This window comes from Enterococcus cecorum (genome assembly GCF_052119425.1).
Classification (GTDB): Bacteria; Bacillota; Bacilli; order Lactobacillales; family Enterococcaceae; genus Enterococcus_E; species Enterococcus_E cecorum_C.
Genome location: NZ_JBQKFH010000022.1, coordinates 1 through 16,166 on the forward strand (window position 1 = coordinate 1; position 16,166 = coordinate 16,166).

Here is a 16,166-nt window from a genome sequence, read left to right on the forward strand (position 1 = left end):
GGTCGACTTAATTATAGAGGAAACAGATGTCTTTTTCTATTATTATGAGTATAAAAAAAGATATTTAGTGTTATCCTCCGTTTGAGTAACAACACTAAATATCTTAGACCCAAATTAACTAATGCTGTATCTAATTTATTTAGATACAGTTTTTTGTTCATTAATCAGTTAAAGAGGTCGGTCTGTCTGCGTATTTTTTTTACGAAAACTATGGTAAAATAATGGTGATTAAATAATATATAATATTATTTATTTGTAAATATTCGAGGATGAAAAAGTTACACAATTTATTTGTTTGGGGATGGATAAAATGAAGGACAACCGATGGAGATTACTAGATATATTTACACAACTATTGGAAGGAAAACCGATTAAAATTAGTGAATTAGTTGATAAAAAATATGGGACTGAAGACACAATTCGTAAAGATAAAGATTCTATTCGTGATTTTTTAGCAGAAAAAGATTTAGATCGTGGATTATTTGGACAAATGGCTTATCAACATGGTGTAGGATTTTATTTAGACCGTTCTTTTACCTTAACTGATGATGAAAGAATTGCGATGATTAAGGTTTTGCTCTCAAGTCGCGCTTTACATCGTGAAGAAATGTTGCCGATTATTGATAAGTTAATTAAACAATCGAGTGAACCTAAAAGACTAGAAACCATGGTAAAAAGTGAAAAGTTTGCTTATATGGGTGTGCCTAAATGTGTGGATATGCTCGAACGTATCAAATTGATTCAATATGCGACCGAACATCAAATTCCAGTTTCTTTTACCTATCAAAAGAACTTTCAGACCTTTGAATATAATCGAATCCCTTTAGGTGTGGTATTTATAGATATCTATTTTTATATGATTTCTTCTTCTCATACTTCTGAAGATTTTTTAGATTTTGAACATGCCAATAAATTTCGTATCAATAATATGTCAAATCTGCGGATTGATGAGAAGGTTTCGGTTCCTCGTCTACAGTATTCACAATTTCCAAAATTAGGTGAGTTTAGAAATCAAACAGGTCGTTGGGCATTTTTAGGAAAGCCGATTGAATTAGAAGTAGAATGTCTATTTGATCCTTCTTATATTCTAGATAGATTTCCTGATGCGAAGATAATCTCTCAAGATGAGGAAAAGAAGGTTGCAAAAATGGTTATCCCTACCAATGATGGCTATGGAACTAAAATGTGGATTTTAAGTCAATCGAATTCAATGAGAGTTAATAAACCAAATTATATGCGGACATCCATCATTCAAATATTAAATCAAATTGCTGGTTTATATGGCTATGAACTCGTAAAAAAAGTTGATAAATAAAAAATCTGTCAGGAATTTTCTTGACAGATTTTTAGCGCTTTTTTTAATTTTTTGCGTATTAATATACTAGAGAGATTATCTTTCTAGTATAATTGCTCGCACTGGACATTTTTGGTAAGCTTGTAATACAGATGAATACGCCTCATTGGGAATATATTGATGATTGGTCTCTTTTTCTTGCTTGAATAGAACGATTCCTTCCTCATCATAATCAAAAATATCTGGGGCATAAAGCGCACAAAGTCCACAGGCAATACATTGTTCTGGAATAATTTCGCAGCGTTTGGTACGCATTCTATCACTACTTTCTGGAGGTTAATATGTATGAATTTATTTTAGCTTTGTTTGGTGAAAATGACAAGTTAAGGATGAATACCTTATATCAGATCTTGGTAGGTAGAAAGTCAGCTTCGATGTTGTACTATGCTTATGATCATCAATTATTAGATATTGTAGGTATTTTTCCACATTTATCAAAAGCAGAGTACGAAAAAATAATCCAACAATTGATCAATCAAAAAGCATTATCAATAGTTGGAAATGAACTTGTACGTGTACAAATCCAACCTTTTTTATTAAATCAAGAACCTTATTGCCATCTCAACCATTTTCGCATTAAAAATAGTCTTTCATTATGGCGTATGTTACAATTATTTCTTTGTCGATTATCTTATTGGCCAGCAGATTATCAAGGACCAGTATTAGAGAACAGTCCATTTTATTTGCTAAATGTGGATCAGATGATAGCGCAAATGGATGAAGAGCAAAAACAAAAAATTTATGAAGAGCTGAGTCATGTTTTCTCGCAGATGCCGCAAGACCAGGCTGATTTTTTAGCAAATACTTTTTCTGGAAAACAAATTTCTGGAAAAACTTTCTATCAAGTATTACCTGAAGATTTGCATTCGCCCTTTGATATTTGTTACACCTTGGCGTGTGTGGAAAGATTTTGGTCTTATTTGATGACACATACGGAGCTAGTATTATTTCAATTATTCAAAACCTTTATTTTAGAAAATTATAAACAAAGTATGCTTGTTACGCGTCAATATTATAAATTTGGTTATGACGTAGAGAAAATTGCGCAGATAAGAGGATTGAAAGAAGGGACAATAACAGACCATTTAATTGAATGGGCAATTTTAGATGATAAATTTCCATTTAAAGATTTTCGATTACTGACACAAGATGAAAAAATATTAGATTATCGATATAAAGAACTTGTAGAAGAAAATCCTGAAATTTCATTTTTACAGTATCGTTTAAGTCAAATCGCAATATTGAAGGGAAGAAATAAGCATGAATCATAATTTAGAACAAGTTTTAAAAGAAACTTTTGGCTATGATTCTTTTCGTGGATTACAAGAAGAAATTATTCAAACTGTTTTAGCCAATCAGGATTGCTTAGCGATATTACCCACAGGTACCGGTAAAAGTTTGTGTTATCAATTACCTGGCTTACTTCTTGAAGGACTTGTTGTGATTGTTTCACCGCTTTTATCTTTAATGGAAGATCAAGTGAATGGTTTATTACAAATGAAAAAGTTTTCGGCAGTGGCTATCAATAGTTTATTAACGAAAGCTGAAAGAGAATATGTTCTGACACATTTATCGGAGTATCAATATATTTATTTAAGCCCTGAGATGCTCTCACAGCCTGAGTGTATTCAAGCACTTAGCAGACAAAAGATTGCCCTTTTTGTTATTGATGAAGCCCATTGTCTTTCTCAGTGGGGTGTGGATTTTCGACCAGAGTATCGCAACTTAAAATGGGTGAAAAAGCAATTACATAATCCGACCACTTTAGCTTTAACCGCAAGTGCACCCCCAAAAGTTAAAGCGGAAATTCAAGAGTTGTTGCTACATCCTGATGCTCAAGTATTTGAATTGCCAGTGAACCGTCCAAATATCTATTTACAAGTTGAAAAAACAAATGATAAAGAAGCCGTATTGTTGAAATATTTAAAAGAATTATCGGGGACAGGGATTATTTATTGCGCTACCCGTGTGCAAGTGGAAGAATTGTATGAACGTTTAAAAAGTGACTATGCAATTGGGTTTTATCATGGTGGACTTTCTAGTAATCAAAGACGCTTAATTCAAACGCAATTTCAAAAAAATCAATTACAGTTACTTGTGGCTACCAATGCTTTTGGAATGGGGATAAATAAACCAGATATACGTTTTGTGATTCACTATGATTTACCAGATAATTTGGAAAGCTATGTACAAGAAATTGGTCGTGCAGGACGAGATGGCGAGCCAAGTATCGCAATTTTACTTTATCAAAACCATGACGAACAAATTCATTATTATATGCAAAATCAAACAAGAAATGAACGTGAAGTCTTTGAGTTGTTAGATGTTGCAAAAAATGGTGAACAAAAATATTTTAGCGAATTGCAACAAAAATGGTTTCGTCAAATTCAACGTGAAGATTATCATTTGTTTATGGAAGAAATCAAAGATAATGAGAAAGTAAAGCAAGAGCAATTGCAGACGATGTTAGCTTATATTCATACTAGCGAATGTCGTCGTGATTTCATTGCCCGATATTTTGACAATTCATTGCCAGGCAAACAAGCGATATGTTGTGATAATCATGGGCCTTTTGATTATCAATTATTGATAAAGTCTAAAATTCAAAATGAAAAAATAGCAAGTTGGCAAGATGTTTTGCTAAAAATTTTTTAAGTTAATCGATTCTCCTAAATTTTTTGAACACAAGCAATCTTTGCTATGATATAATGAGACGGAAAGATTGTAGGAGGGAATTATTTTGCGAAACAAAGATAAGAAAAAAGAAACAAAAAAGCTTAATGAACCATGGGAACAACCTATTTACAATGTAGATGACCAAGAAAATCAAATGCCAAGTCGGATACAACAAGGAAGAAGAAAAAGAGGGAATAGTAAGTTTTTAACCATTGTCTTACTTTTGTTATTCTTAATTGCCGCATGTCCGGCCGCATTTGGTATTTGGAAACATTATGTAGATAATCAACCCAAACAAACGCAAACAACCAAATCAAGCACGAAAAAATCAAGTGCCTCACAAACAAAAGAAAGTTCAGCAACTACGAGTGAATCAACCACTCAAACTGAAGAAAACCAAACAAGTTCAAGTGAAGCAACCACTGCAGAAAACCAAGAAGCAACTGAAAATGCTGCTGAACAAAATACCCAAGAAAATCAAGAGGGCCAAAATAGCCAAAATGGTGAAACAACTACTGAAAATGGCGCAGAATATACAACTGTTCAAGCTGGTGAAGGTCCGGCAACAGTTGCTAGTCGAACAGGTGTCAGCGTAGAAGATATTTATCGTTTAAATGGAATGACTGCTGATAACTTCCATTTAACACCAGGACAACAAATTCGAATTAAATAAAAATAGAGATACTGGGGGCGTGTCTCCTCAGTCTCTTTTTGTGTAAATAGTGATTTAGTTAGGGGTAATGGAATGAAAAAAATAAATATTGCAATCGATGGTCCGGCTTCATCAGGGAAAAGCACCGTTGCGAAAATAATTGCCAAAAAATTAGGATTTATTTATACCGATACAGGAGCGATGTATCGTTCAGTGACCTATCTAGCTTTAAAACATCAAGTCAGTTTGGATGATGAGCAAGCTCTAGTTTCACTTATTTTACGCTTTCCTATCACTTTTAAACAAGGAAGTGAACAACAACTTGTTTTTGTGGATGGTCAGGATGTGACTAAGGAGATTCGGATGCCAGAGGTAACCAAAAATGTCTCCAAAGTGGCTGCTTACAAGTTAGTCCGTGAGCAATTAGTGAAACAACAACAAGCCATTGCTAAAGATGGTGGGGTCGTCATGGATGGTCGTGATATTGGGACCGTGGTTTTACCTGATGCGCAAGTGAAGGTCTTTTTAGTCGCTAGTGTTGAAGAACGTGCGAAAAGACGTCATAAAGAAAATCTAGAAAAAGGCATCCCAAGTGATTTTGAAGAATTGAAAGTCGCCATTGAAAAAAGAGATTATTTTGACTCTCATCGCGAAAATTCGCCACTTGTGCAAGCTGTAGATGCGGTAAGTATTGATACAACGGGAATGAGCATCGATGAAGTCGTTCAAGCTATCATTAATTTAGTAAATGACGAAAATTCAGCAAAAAAATAAAAGAAATTATTGGAAATCGCTTTATTTTTTTGTGAAATTGCAATAAACTAGATATTGTAGTGTATACATGAACAAATGTTGGTCAGGAGGAAATTAGGTATGACGGAATTTGAAGGACAAGTAACAGAAACAATGGAAGAAGCTTTAAATAGCGTACAAGAAATTCATATTGGCGATACGGTCAAAGGTGAAGTGTTAGCTATTGAAGACAAGCAAGTCATTGTTGCAATTTTGGGAACAGGCTTAGAAGGTGTAATCCCATCAAGAGAATTATCTACAACACCAACTGATGATTTAGAATCATTGGTAAAAGTCGGTGATGAATTAGATTTAGTAGTGATTTCAAGAATCGGTAATGATAAAGAAAATGGTAGCTACTTATTATCTAAACGTCGCTTGGATGCTAAAAAATTATGGGAAGAAATCGAAGCAAAATATGCTGCAGGTGAAATCGTTGATGCAACTATTACCAACGTGGTTAAAGGTGGTTTAGTGGCAGATTTAGGTATTCGTGCATTTATTCCTGCTTCAATGGTTGAAGACCATTTTGTTAAGGACTTTAGTAAATATAAAGGCCAAACCTTAAAATGTAAGATTGTTGAAATCGAACCAAGCGAAAATCGTTTAATTTTATCACATAAAGTTGTTGCTGAAGAAGAAAAGCAAAAACAAAAAGAAGCGGTATTTGCTTCAATTCATAAAGGAGATCAAATTGAAGGGACTGTCGCTCGCTTAACGAACTTTGGCGCATTCATTGATTTAGGTGGCGTTGATGGACTTGTTCATGTTTCTGAAATTTCTCATACACATGTAGCCAAACCAAGTGATGTCTTAAAAGTCGGTGAAAAGGTAAATGTTTTAGTATTATCTGTTGATCCAGCTAGTGATCGTATTTCTTTATCTATTAAAGATACTTTACCTGGACCATGGGATGATATTGAAGATAAAGCACCAGTTGACAGTGTGTTAACGGGTACAGTGAAACGCTTGACAAGTTTTGGCGCTTTCGTGGAATTATTCCCTGGTGTAGAAGGTCTTGTGCATATTTCACAAATTGCTCACAAACACATTGCTACGCCACATGAAGTCTTAAAAGAAGGCGAAGAAGTTAAAGTTAAAGTCTTGGAAGTATCTCCAGAAAATCAACGTATTGCTTTAAGTATCAAAGCACTTGAAGAAAAACCAGAACCAAAAGTTGAAGAAGTAGTCGCTGAAGAAGAAAGCTATGAACTACCTGAAGAATCAACTGGTTTTACTATGGGTGATATTTTAGGAGAAGCTTTAAAAACTGAAGAATAAGTCTTTAGATAAAAACCAACTAAATTTTCTTGTTCTGTATACCAAAAAGAATAGTAAAGGCGCAATTTATCCATTTTTCAAGGTATTGCGCCTTTTTTACTTGCAAGATGATGAAAGTTTCGGTAAACTAATTGAGATTGATAAAAATGGAGGGAAGAAAATGGCAAATCCAACTATTGCAATTGTCGGTCGTCCAAATGTCGGTAAATCAACTATCTTTAACCGAATTGCCGGGGAACGTATTTCAATTGTTGAAGATACTCCTGGAGTGACGCGAGATCGTATTTATGCAACAGGCGAATGGCTAGGTCGTGAGTTTAGTATTATTGATACTGGTGGGATTGACCTAGGTGACGAACCATTTATGGAGCAAATTAAAGCCCAGGCCCAAATTGCGATTGAAGAAGCAGATGTAATTATTTTTATTTCCAGTGTTCGTGAAGGGATTACTGATGCGGATGAAATGGTTGCACGCATGCTTTATAAAAGTAAAAAACCTGTGATATTGGCAATAAATAAAGTAGATAATCCTGAATTAAGAAATGATATCTTTGAATTTTATGCGCTAGGTTTAGGCGAACCATTTCCAATTTCAGGGAGTCATGGTTTAGGAATCGGGGATGTCTTAGATGAAGCTGTCAAACACTTCAGCACTGAGATTGAACCTGAAGATGAGAGTGTTATCAAATTTAGTTTGATTGGACGACCAAATGTCGGAAAATCGTCACTCATTAATGCGATTTTAGGGGAAGAACGGGTGATTGTTTCTGATGTCGAAGGAACAACCCGTGATGCCATTGATACGCATTTTATCAGTGAAAATGGTCAAAAATTTACCATGATCGATACAGCCGGAATGCGCAAACGAGGCAAGGTCTATGAATCAACAGAAAAATACAGTGTCATGCGGGCGATGCGAGCAATTGACCGTTCGGATGTGGTATTATTTGTGATTAATGCTGAAGAAGGGATTCGTGAACAAGATAAGAAAGTTGCTGGTTTTGCACACGAAGCAGGTAAAGGTGTCATTATCGTGGTGAATAAGTGGGATCTTGTCGAAAAAGATACGAATACGATGCGCGATTTTGAATTAGAAATTAGAGAAGAATTTCAATATTTAGATTATGCACCAATTATTTTTGTATCAGCGAAAACAAAACAACGCTTGAATAAGTTGCCAGCGATGATTGAAGAAGTAAGTGCAAATCAAAACTTACGCGTACCTTCTGCAGTCCTTAATGATATTATTATGGATGCTGTGGCTATTAATCCAACACCAACAGATAAAGGCAAACGTCTCAAAATCTTTTATGCGACTCAGGTTAGCGTGAAACCACCAACCTTTGTCATATTCGTAAATGAGGAAGAATTAATGCATTTCTCATATGCACGCTTTTTAGAAAATCAGATTCGTAAAGCATTTACTTTTGAAGGTACACCGATAAGAATTATTGCACGAAAAAGAAAATAACGGGAATACTTTCAATTATTTTCTTAGTTTGTAATCAAAATGAAACAAACAACCCACGAAAATACAACTAAAAGTCTTGATATTAAAGGCTTCTTGTGATAACTTAGTAACAGGATATTGATTCATTATTCAATATTTCTCACTAGCCTTGGACCACTCAAGGATGGTGAATGGTGTTTAACATCACATCAAAAATCAGGAGGTGAATCATCCATGGCAAATAAAGCAGAATTAATCGAAAAAGTTGCAGCGGCTACAGATTTATCTAAAAAAGACGCTACTGCTGCAGTAGACGCTGTTTTTTCAGCAATCCAAGACGCTTTAGCTAACGGTGAAAAAGTTCAATTAATCGGTTTTGGTAACTTTGAAGTTCGCAATCGTGCAGAACGTAAAGGACGTAACCCTCAAACGAACGAAGAAATTATTATTCCAGCAAGCAAAGTTCCTGCATTTAAACCAGGTAAAGCTTTGAAGGAAGCCGTTAAATAAGGTATTCTATCTATGGAGCTCTTGATGATTCAGGGGCTCTTTTTTTATTCATTTTTTCGAGGTCAGATGATGATTGGTTTAGGAACAATTGTAAATGTATTCGCAATTATTATTGGCGGAATTTTTGGTTTATTTTTTGGCAAACGATTAAAAGCCTCTATGCAGGAAACTTTAACGAAAACAGCTGGTTTAGCCGTGTTGATGTTAGGTTTAGGTGGCACAATGGAAAAAATGCTACAAGTAACTAAAACTGGCTTAAGTAGTCAAGGCAGTATGATGTTGATATTTTGCCTGACAATCGGCGCAATGGTTGGAGAATGGCTTGATATAGAAAAGCGATTGGTTCAATTCGGGACATTTTTAAAGCAGAAAAGTCATTCCGAAAACGATTCTCAATTTTTAGAAGCCTTTGTGACTAGTTCTTTAACGGTTTGTATTGGGGCGATGGCGGTGGTTGGCGCCTTTGAGGATGGATTACACCATAATTATGCCATTTTGTTTGCTAAAGCGATTCTTGATTTAATTATTATCTTGATTATGGCGAGTTCAATGGGGAAAGGAAGCTTATTTTCATTCATCCCCGTGGGCATTTTCCAAGGGAGTTTGACTTTACTTGCTCATTATTTAGCCCCATTTATCAGTAATCAAGGCTTGAGTCAATTATCATTCATCGGCTCCATCTTAATCTTTTGTGTCGGTATCAACTTATTTTTTGGACCGCAAATCAAGGTAGCCAATCTACTGCCAAGTTTGATATTGGCACTACTTTGGCAATGGTAAAGGAAATGTGCTTTCGAGGGATATCGAAGGGGCATTTCTTTTTTTGTTTGAAAGAAATACGGAAAATAATAAAAAAATTCAGAAAATTACCCGAAAAATTAAAAAATGTTTAGAAAAACTATTGACATTTAATTAAATTAGAAGTATATTGTAAAAAAATTAAAAAATACATTGAATTGTAAGGAGACGATTCATATGCAACAAAAATTAACAGGATTATTATTAATTGTCATTATTACCTAGAGGACTTAGAACATGGAAAAATTTCCCACATGTTTGAGTCCTATTTGTGCATTGTGAATGGGATTCTTACTAAGCATCCCACTCACTGATAAATCATTGGGTGGGATGCTTCTTTGTTTTTAAGAAAAATCTTTGAAACTAAAAAGTACTTCAAAATGAAACACAGGCTGTAATAATGATGATAGCTTTACAATCAAAATTTTGATAAACGGAGGAAATGCAATTGAGAAGTGATCAAATCAAAAAAGGTATTGATGCCGCACCAGCAAGAAGTTTGTTGTATGCGACAGGACAAGTGAAAAGTGCTAGAGACATGGAAAAACCATTTATTGCTATTTGCAATTCTTATATTGATATCGTTCCCGGACATGTTCATTTAAGAGAATTAGCGGAAATTGCCAAAGAAGCGATTCGTGAGGCTGGTGGAATTCCTTTTGAGTTTAATACTATTGGCGTCGATGATGGAATCGCGATGGGCCATATTGGCATGCGCTATTCCTTACCAAGTCGTGAATTAATTGCCGATGCAGCTGAAACTGTCATTAATGCGCACTGGTTTGACGGCGTATTTTATATTCCTAACTGTGATAAAATTACGCCTGGAATGATTATGGCAGCGATGCGAACCAACGTACCAGCTATCTTTTGTTCGGGTGGTCCAATGAAAGCCGATGTCGATCCTCGTGGCCATCAAATGACTTTATCAACGATGTTTGAAGCAGTTGGTGCCTATAAAGCTGGTAATTTAACGAATGACGAATTTCAATTTATGGAACAAAATGCTTGTCCGACTTGTGGTTCTTGTGCGGGGATGTTTACAGCAAATTCTATGAACTGTTTATTAGAAATTTTAGGACTTGCTTTACCAGGTAATGGTACGACTTTAGCTGTTTCACAAGACCGTCGTGAATTAGTTCGTCAAGCAGCCTTTCATTTAATGGATTTAGTGAAAAAGCAAATCAAGCCACGTGATATCGTCACGAAAGAAGCCATTGATGATGCCTTTGCCTTAGATATGGCGATGGGCGGTTCAACCAATACAGTGCTACACACACTGGCCATTGCGAATGAAGCCGAAATTGACTATAACTTAGAAGATATCAATGAAATTGCCAAACGGGTACCTTACTTATCAAAAATTGCACCTTCATCCGCTTATTCGATGCATGATGTTCATGAAGCAGGTGGGGTAAGTGCGATTATTCGTGAATTAATTGATGTACCTGGTGCAATCCATCCAGACCGTATCACTGTCACTGGTAAAACGATTCGTGAAAATGTCAAGGATGCGAAAATCAATAATCCAGAAGTGATCCGTAGCAAAGAAAATCCTTATAGTCCAGTTGGTGGTTTATCCATTCTTTATGGAAATATTGCGCCAGATGGTTCAGTCATTAAAGTGGGTGGTGTCGATCCAGATATTAAGAGCTTTACTGGTAAGGCCATTTGCTTTAATTCTCATGATGAAGCCGTGGCAGCTATTGATGATGGTCGCGTACAAAAAGGCCACGTAGTCGTTATTCGCTATGAAGGTCCAAAAGGCGGACCAGGAATGCCGGAAATGTTAGCTCCTACTTCAAGTATTGTCGGTCGTGGTTTAGGTCGAGAAGTGGCCTTGATTACAGATGGTCGTTTCTCAGGAGCAACACGCGGTATTGCGGTTGGTCACATTTCACCAGAAGCCGCTGCCGGGGGTCCATTAGCTTTAGTTGAAGATGGTGATGAAATTACCATTGATTTGACCAATCGTACCTTGAATTTATTGGTTAGCGAAGAAGAGTTAGCCAAACGTCGCGAAAACTTACCAAAATTTGAATTTAAAGTGAAGAAAGGTTGGTTAGCACGATATACAGCCTTAGTTACTTCAGCGAATACTGGCGGAATTATGAGAGTAACGGAGTAAATAAAAGAATAGAGGGGATTATATGGAGAATCAAACAAAGCTAAATGGTTCCGAGCTTTTGTTAGAATGTTTGAAAAAAGAAAAGGTTGAATTGATTTTTGGTTATCCTGGCGGTGCGGTCTTACCATTATATGATGCCATGTATGATTTTGAAATTCCAAATGTATTAACGAGACATGAACAAGGGGCCGTACATGCAGCAGAAGGGTATGCCAAAGTAACGGGCAAACCTGGTGTTGTGGTTGTTACATCTGGTCCTGGAGCAACCAATGCGATTACCGGAATTGCTGATGCGATGAGTGATTCGCTACCTTTAGTTGTGATTACGGGTCAAGTCGGAACAGGCGGGATTGGTACTGATGCCTTTCAAGAAGCTGATATTCTAGGGATTACCTTACCGATCACCAAGCATAACTTCCAAGTGCGCGATGTAAATGATTTACAACGGATTGTCCATGAAGCTTTCCATATTGCTTCTACGGGTAGACCTGGTCCAGTAGTAATTGATTTGCCGAAAGATATCAGCCAATCGATGGGCGAGTTTCTGGAACATTTTGAAGTGGATATTCCAAGTTATCAACCTAATACTTCAGCTTCACTCCCACAAATTGAAAAAGTCATGAAACAATTAAAACGCGCGAAAAAGCCATTACTTCTAGTGGGAGCTGGAGTAAGTTATGCCAATGCAACCGAGCAATTACGTACCTTTGTCGATAAGTATCAAATTCCAGTCGTTGAAACCATGATGGCTTTAGGAACAGTGCCAAGCAAAAATCCACTCAATTTAGGAATGGGTGGTATGCACGGAACTTATGCAGCAAATATGGCTTTATCAACTTGTGATTACTTGATAAATATTGGCTCACGATTTGCAGACCGTTTAGCTACTTCGCCAAATAGTTTTGCCCCAAATGCGAAGATTGCCCATATTGATGTTGATCCAGCAGAAATTGGTAAAGTCATTCGTACCGATATTCCTGTAGTAGCCGATGCCAAAGATGCGCTAGAAAAAATGCTCGCACTTGATACAAAACCAGGCGATTACAGTGAATGGATTGCAGAATGTCAAGAAAGAGAAGCTAAACATCCATTATATTATGATGAGACAGATGAAGAAATTAAGCCCCAACGAGTGGTTGAAATCGTGGGTGAGATTACCGATTCTAAAGCTTATGTTGTTACCGATGTCGGTCAGCATCAAATGTGGGTAGCCCAATTTTATCCATTTAGTTTCCCTAGACAAATGATTACTTCTGGTGGCTTGGGAACAATGGGTTATGGTATTCCTGCGGGGATTGGGGTGAAATTTGCGCATCCTGAAAGCCAAGTTGTCGTCTTTGTGGGCGATGGTGGTTTCCAAATGACAAACCAAGAATTTGCGATTTTAAATGAACACAACTTAGATATCAAATTTGTGTTAATGAATAATCATGTGCTAGGCATGGTGCATCAATGGCAAGAAAAATTCCATGGCGCACGTTTTTCATCCTCTGAATTTAAGACGCAGCCAGATTTTATGAAGCTTGCTGAGGCCTATCATGTCAAAGGGGTGCGCTTAAGTAATCCAAAAACGATTGAAGAAGACTTAAAAGCTGCCTTTGCCTTAGAAGGACCAGTCTTAATCGAAGTGGAAATTCCAGCTCAAGAACATGTATTACCAATGGTTGCCGCCGGAGCACCAAACCATAAGATGATTGGGGTGAAGTAAATGAGAAGAACCGTTACAGCAGTTGTCTATAATCAAGCGGGGGTTTTAAGTCGCATTACCAGTACCTTAAATCGTCGCCAAGTCAATATTGAAAGTATTTCTGTTGGTACTGTGGAACGAAAAGACATTTCACGCATGACAATCTCTTTTAATGTCGAATCAGAAGCTGATGCCGAACAAGTCATCAAGCAGTTAAATAAACAAATAGAAGTGCTGAAAGTGACTGATTTAACACATACGCCACATGTGGAAAGAGAATTGGCCTTAATTAAAGTCAATGCACCAGCAAATACGAGATTAGAAATTCAAGCAATGGTTTCTCCTTTTAGAGCAGATATCGTGGATGTGGCTGCTTCAACGATTACGATTCAAGTAGTCGGACATCCTGATAAAGTAGAAGCTTGTATTGAAATATTAAAACCTTATGGCATTAAGCGGATGGCAAGAACAGGAGTCACAAGTTTAATTCGTGGTTAGAAGCAATTTTGCTTTTAATATAAAAAAATAAAAAGGAATATTATTGGAGGTATTCAAATGGTTAAAGTTTATTATGATGATTCAGTAGAAAAAAATGCATTGGAAGGAAAAACAATTGCAGTTGTAGGATATGGTTCACAAGGTCATGCCCATGCACAAAACTTACGCGATAATGGTAACAAAGTCGTTATCGGTGTACGTGAAGGAAAATCAGCACAAAAAGCTCGCGAAGATGGTTTTGAAGTTTTTCCAGTATCAGAAGCAACGAAAAAAGCGGATGTAATCATGATCTTAGCACCAGATGAAATCCAAGGAGCCCTTTATGAAAATGAAATCGCGCCAAACTTAGAAGCGGGAAATGCCCTAGCTTTTGCACATGGCTTTAATATTCATTTTGATGTTGTTCACCCACCAAAAGATGTGGATGTCTTCTTAGTTGCCCCTAAAGGACCAGGTCATCTTGTTCGTCGTACTTTTGTGGATGGCTTTGCTGTTCCTTCATTATTTGCGGTCCAACAAGATGCTACCGGCAATGCGCGTGATATTGCCTTATCTTATGCTAAAGGAATCGGTTCAACACGTGTTGGGGTGTTAGAAACAACCTTTAAAGAAGAAACAGAAACCGACCTATTTGGTGAACAAGCTGTTTTATGTGGTGGTTTAACAAGCATGATTGAAGCTGGTTTTGAAACCTTAGTGGAAGCAGGATATCAACCAGAATTAGCTTACTTTGAAGTTTGCCATGAAATGAAATTGATTGTAGACCTAATCTATGAAGGTGGCTTTGATAAAATGCGTCAATCTATTTCAAATACAGCAGAATATGGGGACTATGTATCCGGACCACGCGTCATTACAGAACAAACAAAAGCGAATATGAAAGCTGTTTTAGCAGATATCCAAAATGGTTCATTTGCCAAAGGTTTTGTTGAAGATAACAAAGCTGGTTTCCCTAAATTTAAAGAAATGCGTGCGAAAAATGCAGGCCATCCAATCGAAGAAGTAGGAGCTAAACTACGTAAGATGATGCCATTTGTGCAAAATCCAAACGACTAGAAAGTAGGAAGTGAGAGAATTTGACGCTAATAACCAAAGAATCGGTAGAACAAGCCTACGAGGTACTAAAAGAGGCGGTTAGTCATACCCCTTTGCAACATGATCGCTACCTTTCAGAAAAATATCAAGCAAATGTCTATCTAAAAAGAGAAGATTTACAAAAGGTCCGTTCCTTCAAATTACGAGGGGCTTATTACGCAATCAAAAATCGACCTCAAGCTGAATTAGCAAATGGCGTTGTTTGTGCGAGTGCGGGTAATCATGCACAAGGCGTGGCTTATACTTGTAACGAAATCAAAGTTCGAGCAGTCATTTTTATGCCAACAACGACACCCGCTCAAAAAATTTCCCAAGTCTCCTTTTTCGGGGGGGACTATGTTGAAATCAAACTAGTGGGGGATACTTTTGATGCCTCCGCTCAAGCAGCCAAAGATTATGCAAAAGAAAATCAAATGGCCTTTATTGATCCGTTTGATGATGTAGATATCATTGCTGGACAAGGGACATTGGCTTTAGAAATGATGAATGATTTGGCTGATAAAAATCTAATAGCTGATTATGTCTTAGCAGCGATTGGCGGTGGCGGCTTAATTAGTGGCGTGAGTACGTATGTAAAATCAGTGAGTCCAGATACGAAAGTCATTGGTGTTGAGCCAACGGGAGCGCCTAGTATGCAAGCGGCTTTTGCGACGGGACATCCAGTGAGATTGCCACGTATCGATAAATTCGTCGATGGGGCAGCTGTTCAAGAAGTTGGGCAACATACCTTTGAAATTGCTAAACTTTTTGTTGATCGACTAATAAGTGTGGATGAGGGTTTAGTTTGTTCCACTATTTTAGATCTTTATAGTAAACAAGCTATCGTAGCAGAACCAGCCGGCGCATTGAGTGTAGCTGCTTTGGAATTGCTGAAAGAAGAAATCAAAGGAAAAACGGTCATTTGCGTCATCAGTGGAGGAAATAATGATATTAATCGTATGGCTGAAATTGAAGAGCGAGCTTTGATGTACCAAGGATTAATCAATTATTTTGTAGTAAACTTTCCACAACGTCCAGGTGCTTTGAAAGAGTTTGTTACCGAAGTTTTAGGTCCAAATGATGATATTACCTTGTTTGAATACACGAAAAAAGTCAATCGCGGAACAGGACCGGTTGTCTTGGGCGTTTTATCTAAACAAAAAGAAGATGTTCCCGGTTTATTGGTTAGAATCGAACAATTTGATCCAAACTTCTTGAAATTAAGTGAGCATCCAACTTTGCACACCTTGTTAGTATAATGATAAA

Annotated in this window: 15 protein-coding genes; 14 read left to right on the forward strand and 1 reads right to left on the reverse strand. The window is 36.9% G+C overall.

The window, feature by feature from the left end:
• Nucleotides 1-310 precede the first annotated feature (310 nt).
• Nucleotides 311-1,315, forward strand: a complete 1,005-nt coding sequence (locus tag ACTQZM_RS06885) for a helix-turn-helix transcriptional regulator (RefSeq protein ID WP_441653310.1) — start codon at nt 311-313, stop codon at nt 1,313-1,315.
• Nucleotides 1,316-1,390: 75 nt separating this feature from the next.
• Here ACTQZM_RS06885 and ACTQZM_RS06890 read toward each other — a convergent pair whose 3' ends face one another.
• On the reverse strand, nt 1,391-1,609 hold the full coding sequence (locus ACTQZM_RS06890) for a ferredoxin (RefSeq protein WP_441653311.1): 219 nt from the start codon (nt 1,607-1,609) through the stop codon (nt 1,391-1,393).
• 26 nt (nt 1,610-1,635) lie between these two features.
• Here ACTQZM_RS06890 and ACTQZM_RS06895 point away from each other — a divergent pair, with 26 nt between their 5' ends.
• The 13 genes from ACTQZM_RS06895 to ilvA all read left to right on the forward strand — a co-directional run bounded on the left by ACTQZM_RS06895 (nt 1,636) and on the right by ilvA (nt 16,159).
• A complete protein-coding gene (locus ACTQZM_RS06895; protein ID WP_441653312.1) occupies nt 1,636-2,625 on the forward strand; it encodes a helix-turn-helix domain-containing protein in 990 nt (329 codons plus the stop codon).
• Nucleotides 2,615-4,009, forward strand: a complete 1,395-nt coding sequence (locus tag ACTQZM_RS06900) for a RecQ family ATP-dependent DNA helicase (RefSeq protein ID WP_441653313.1) — start codon at nt 2,615-2,617, stop codon at nt 4,007-4,009. Before ACTQZM_RS06895 ends, ACTQZM_RS06900 begins: the two co-directional genes overlap by 11 nt.
• A gap of 85 nt (nt 4,010-4,094) precedes the next feature.
• Entirely contained in the window at nt 4,095-4,703 is a 609-nt protein-coding gene (locus ACTQZM_RS06905; protein ID WP_441653314.1) for a LysM peptidoglycan-binding domain-containing protein, read from the forward strand.
• Nucleotides 4,704-4,775: 72 nt separating this feature from the next.
• A complete protein-coding gene (cmk, locus tag ACTQZM_RS06910; protein ID WP_441653315.1) occupies nt 4,776-5,456 on the forward strand; it encodes a (d)CMP kinase in 681 nt (226 codons plus the stop codon).
• A 99-nt stretch (nt 5,457-5,555) separates the two neighbouring features.
• On the forward strand, nt 5,556-6,755 hold the full coding sequence (gene rpsA / locus ACTQZM_RS06915; protein WP_171309631.1) for a 30S ribosomal protein S1: 1,200 nt from the start codon (nt 5,556-5,558) through the stop codon (nt 6,753-6,755).
• Between the two features lie 160 nt (nt 6,756-6,915).
• Nucleotides 6,916-8,226, forward strand: a complete 1,311-nt coding sequence (der, locus tag ACTQZM_RS06920; protein WP_047342339.1) for a ribosome biogenesis GTPase Der — start codon at nt 6,916-6,918, stop codon at nt 8,224-8,226.
• Nucleotides 8,227-8,439: 213 nt separating this feature from the next.
• Nucleotides 8,440-8,715 carry an HU family DNA-binding protein gene (locus tag ACTQZM_RS06925; RefSeq protein WP_016252455.1) on the forward strand — a complete coding sequence of 92 codons (276 nt, stop codon included), beginning with the start codon at nt 8,440-8,442 and terminating at the stop codon, nt 8,713-8,715.
• 69 nt (nt 8,716-8,784) lie between these two features.
• A complete protein-coding gene (locus tag ACTQZM_RS06930) occupies nt 8,785-9,495 on the forward strand; it encodes a DUF554 domain-containing protein (RefSeq protein ID WP_441653316.1) in 711 nt (236 codons plus the stop codon).
• A gap of 466 nt (nt 9,496-9,961) precedes the next feature.
• Complete coding sequence (gene ilvD, locus ACTQZM_RS06935; RefSeq protein ID WP_441653317.1) at nt 9,962-11,641, forward strand: dihydroxy-acid dehydratase; 1,680 nt, start codon at nt 9,962-9,964, stop codon at nt 11,639-11,641.
• A gap of 22 nt (nt 11,642-11,663) precedes the next feature.
• Nucleotides 11,664-13,349: a biosynthetic-type acetolactate synthase large subunit gene (ilvB, locus tag ACTQZM_RS06940; protein ID WP_441589984.1), complete on the forward strand. Its 1,686-nt coding sequence runs from the start codon at nt 11,664-11,666 to the stop codon at nt 13,347-13,349.
• Nucleotides 13,350-13,826, forward strand: a complete 477-nt coding sequence (gene ilvN, locus ACTQZM_RS06945) for an acetolactate synthase small subunit (RefSeq protein WP_016252460.1) — start codon at nt 13,350-13,352, stop codon at nt 13,824-13,826.
• Between the two features lie 57 nt (nt 13,827-13,883).
• A complete protein-coding gene (gene ilvC / locus ACTQZM_RS06950) occupies nt 13,884-14,882 on the forward strand; it encodes a ketol-acid reductoisomerase (protein WP_047339155.1) in 999 nt (332 codons plus the stop codon).
• A gap of 20 nt (nt 14,883-14,902) precedes the next feature.
• Entirely contained in the window at nt 14,903-16,159 is a 1,257-nt protein-coding gene (gene ilvA / locus ACTQZM_RS06955; RefSeq protein WP_349279183.1) for a threonine ammonia-lyase IlvA, read from the forward strand.
• The last annotated feature ends 7 nt before the right edge of the window (nt 16,160-16,166 follow it).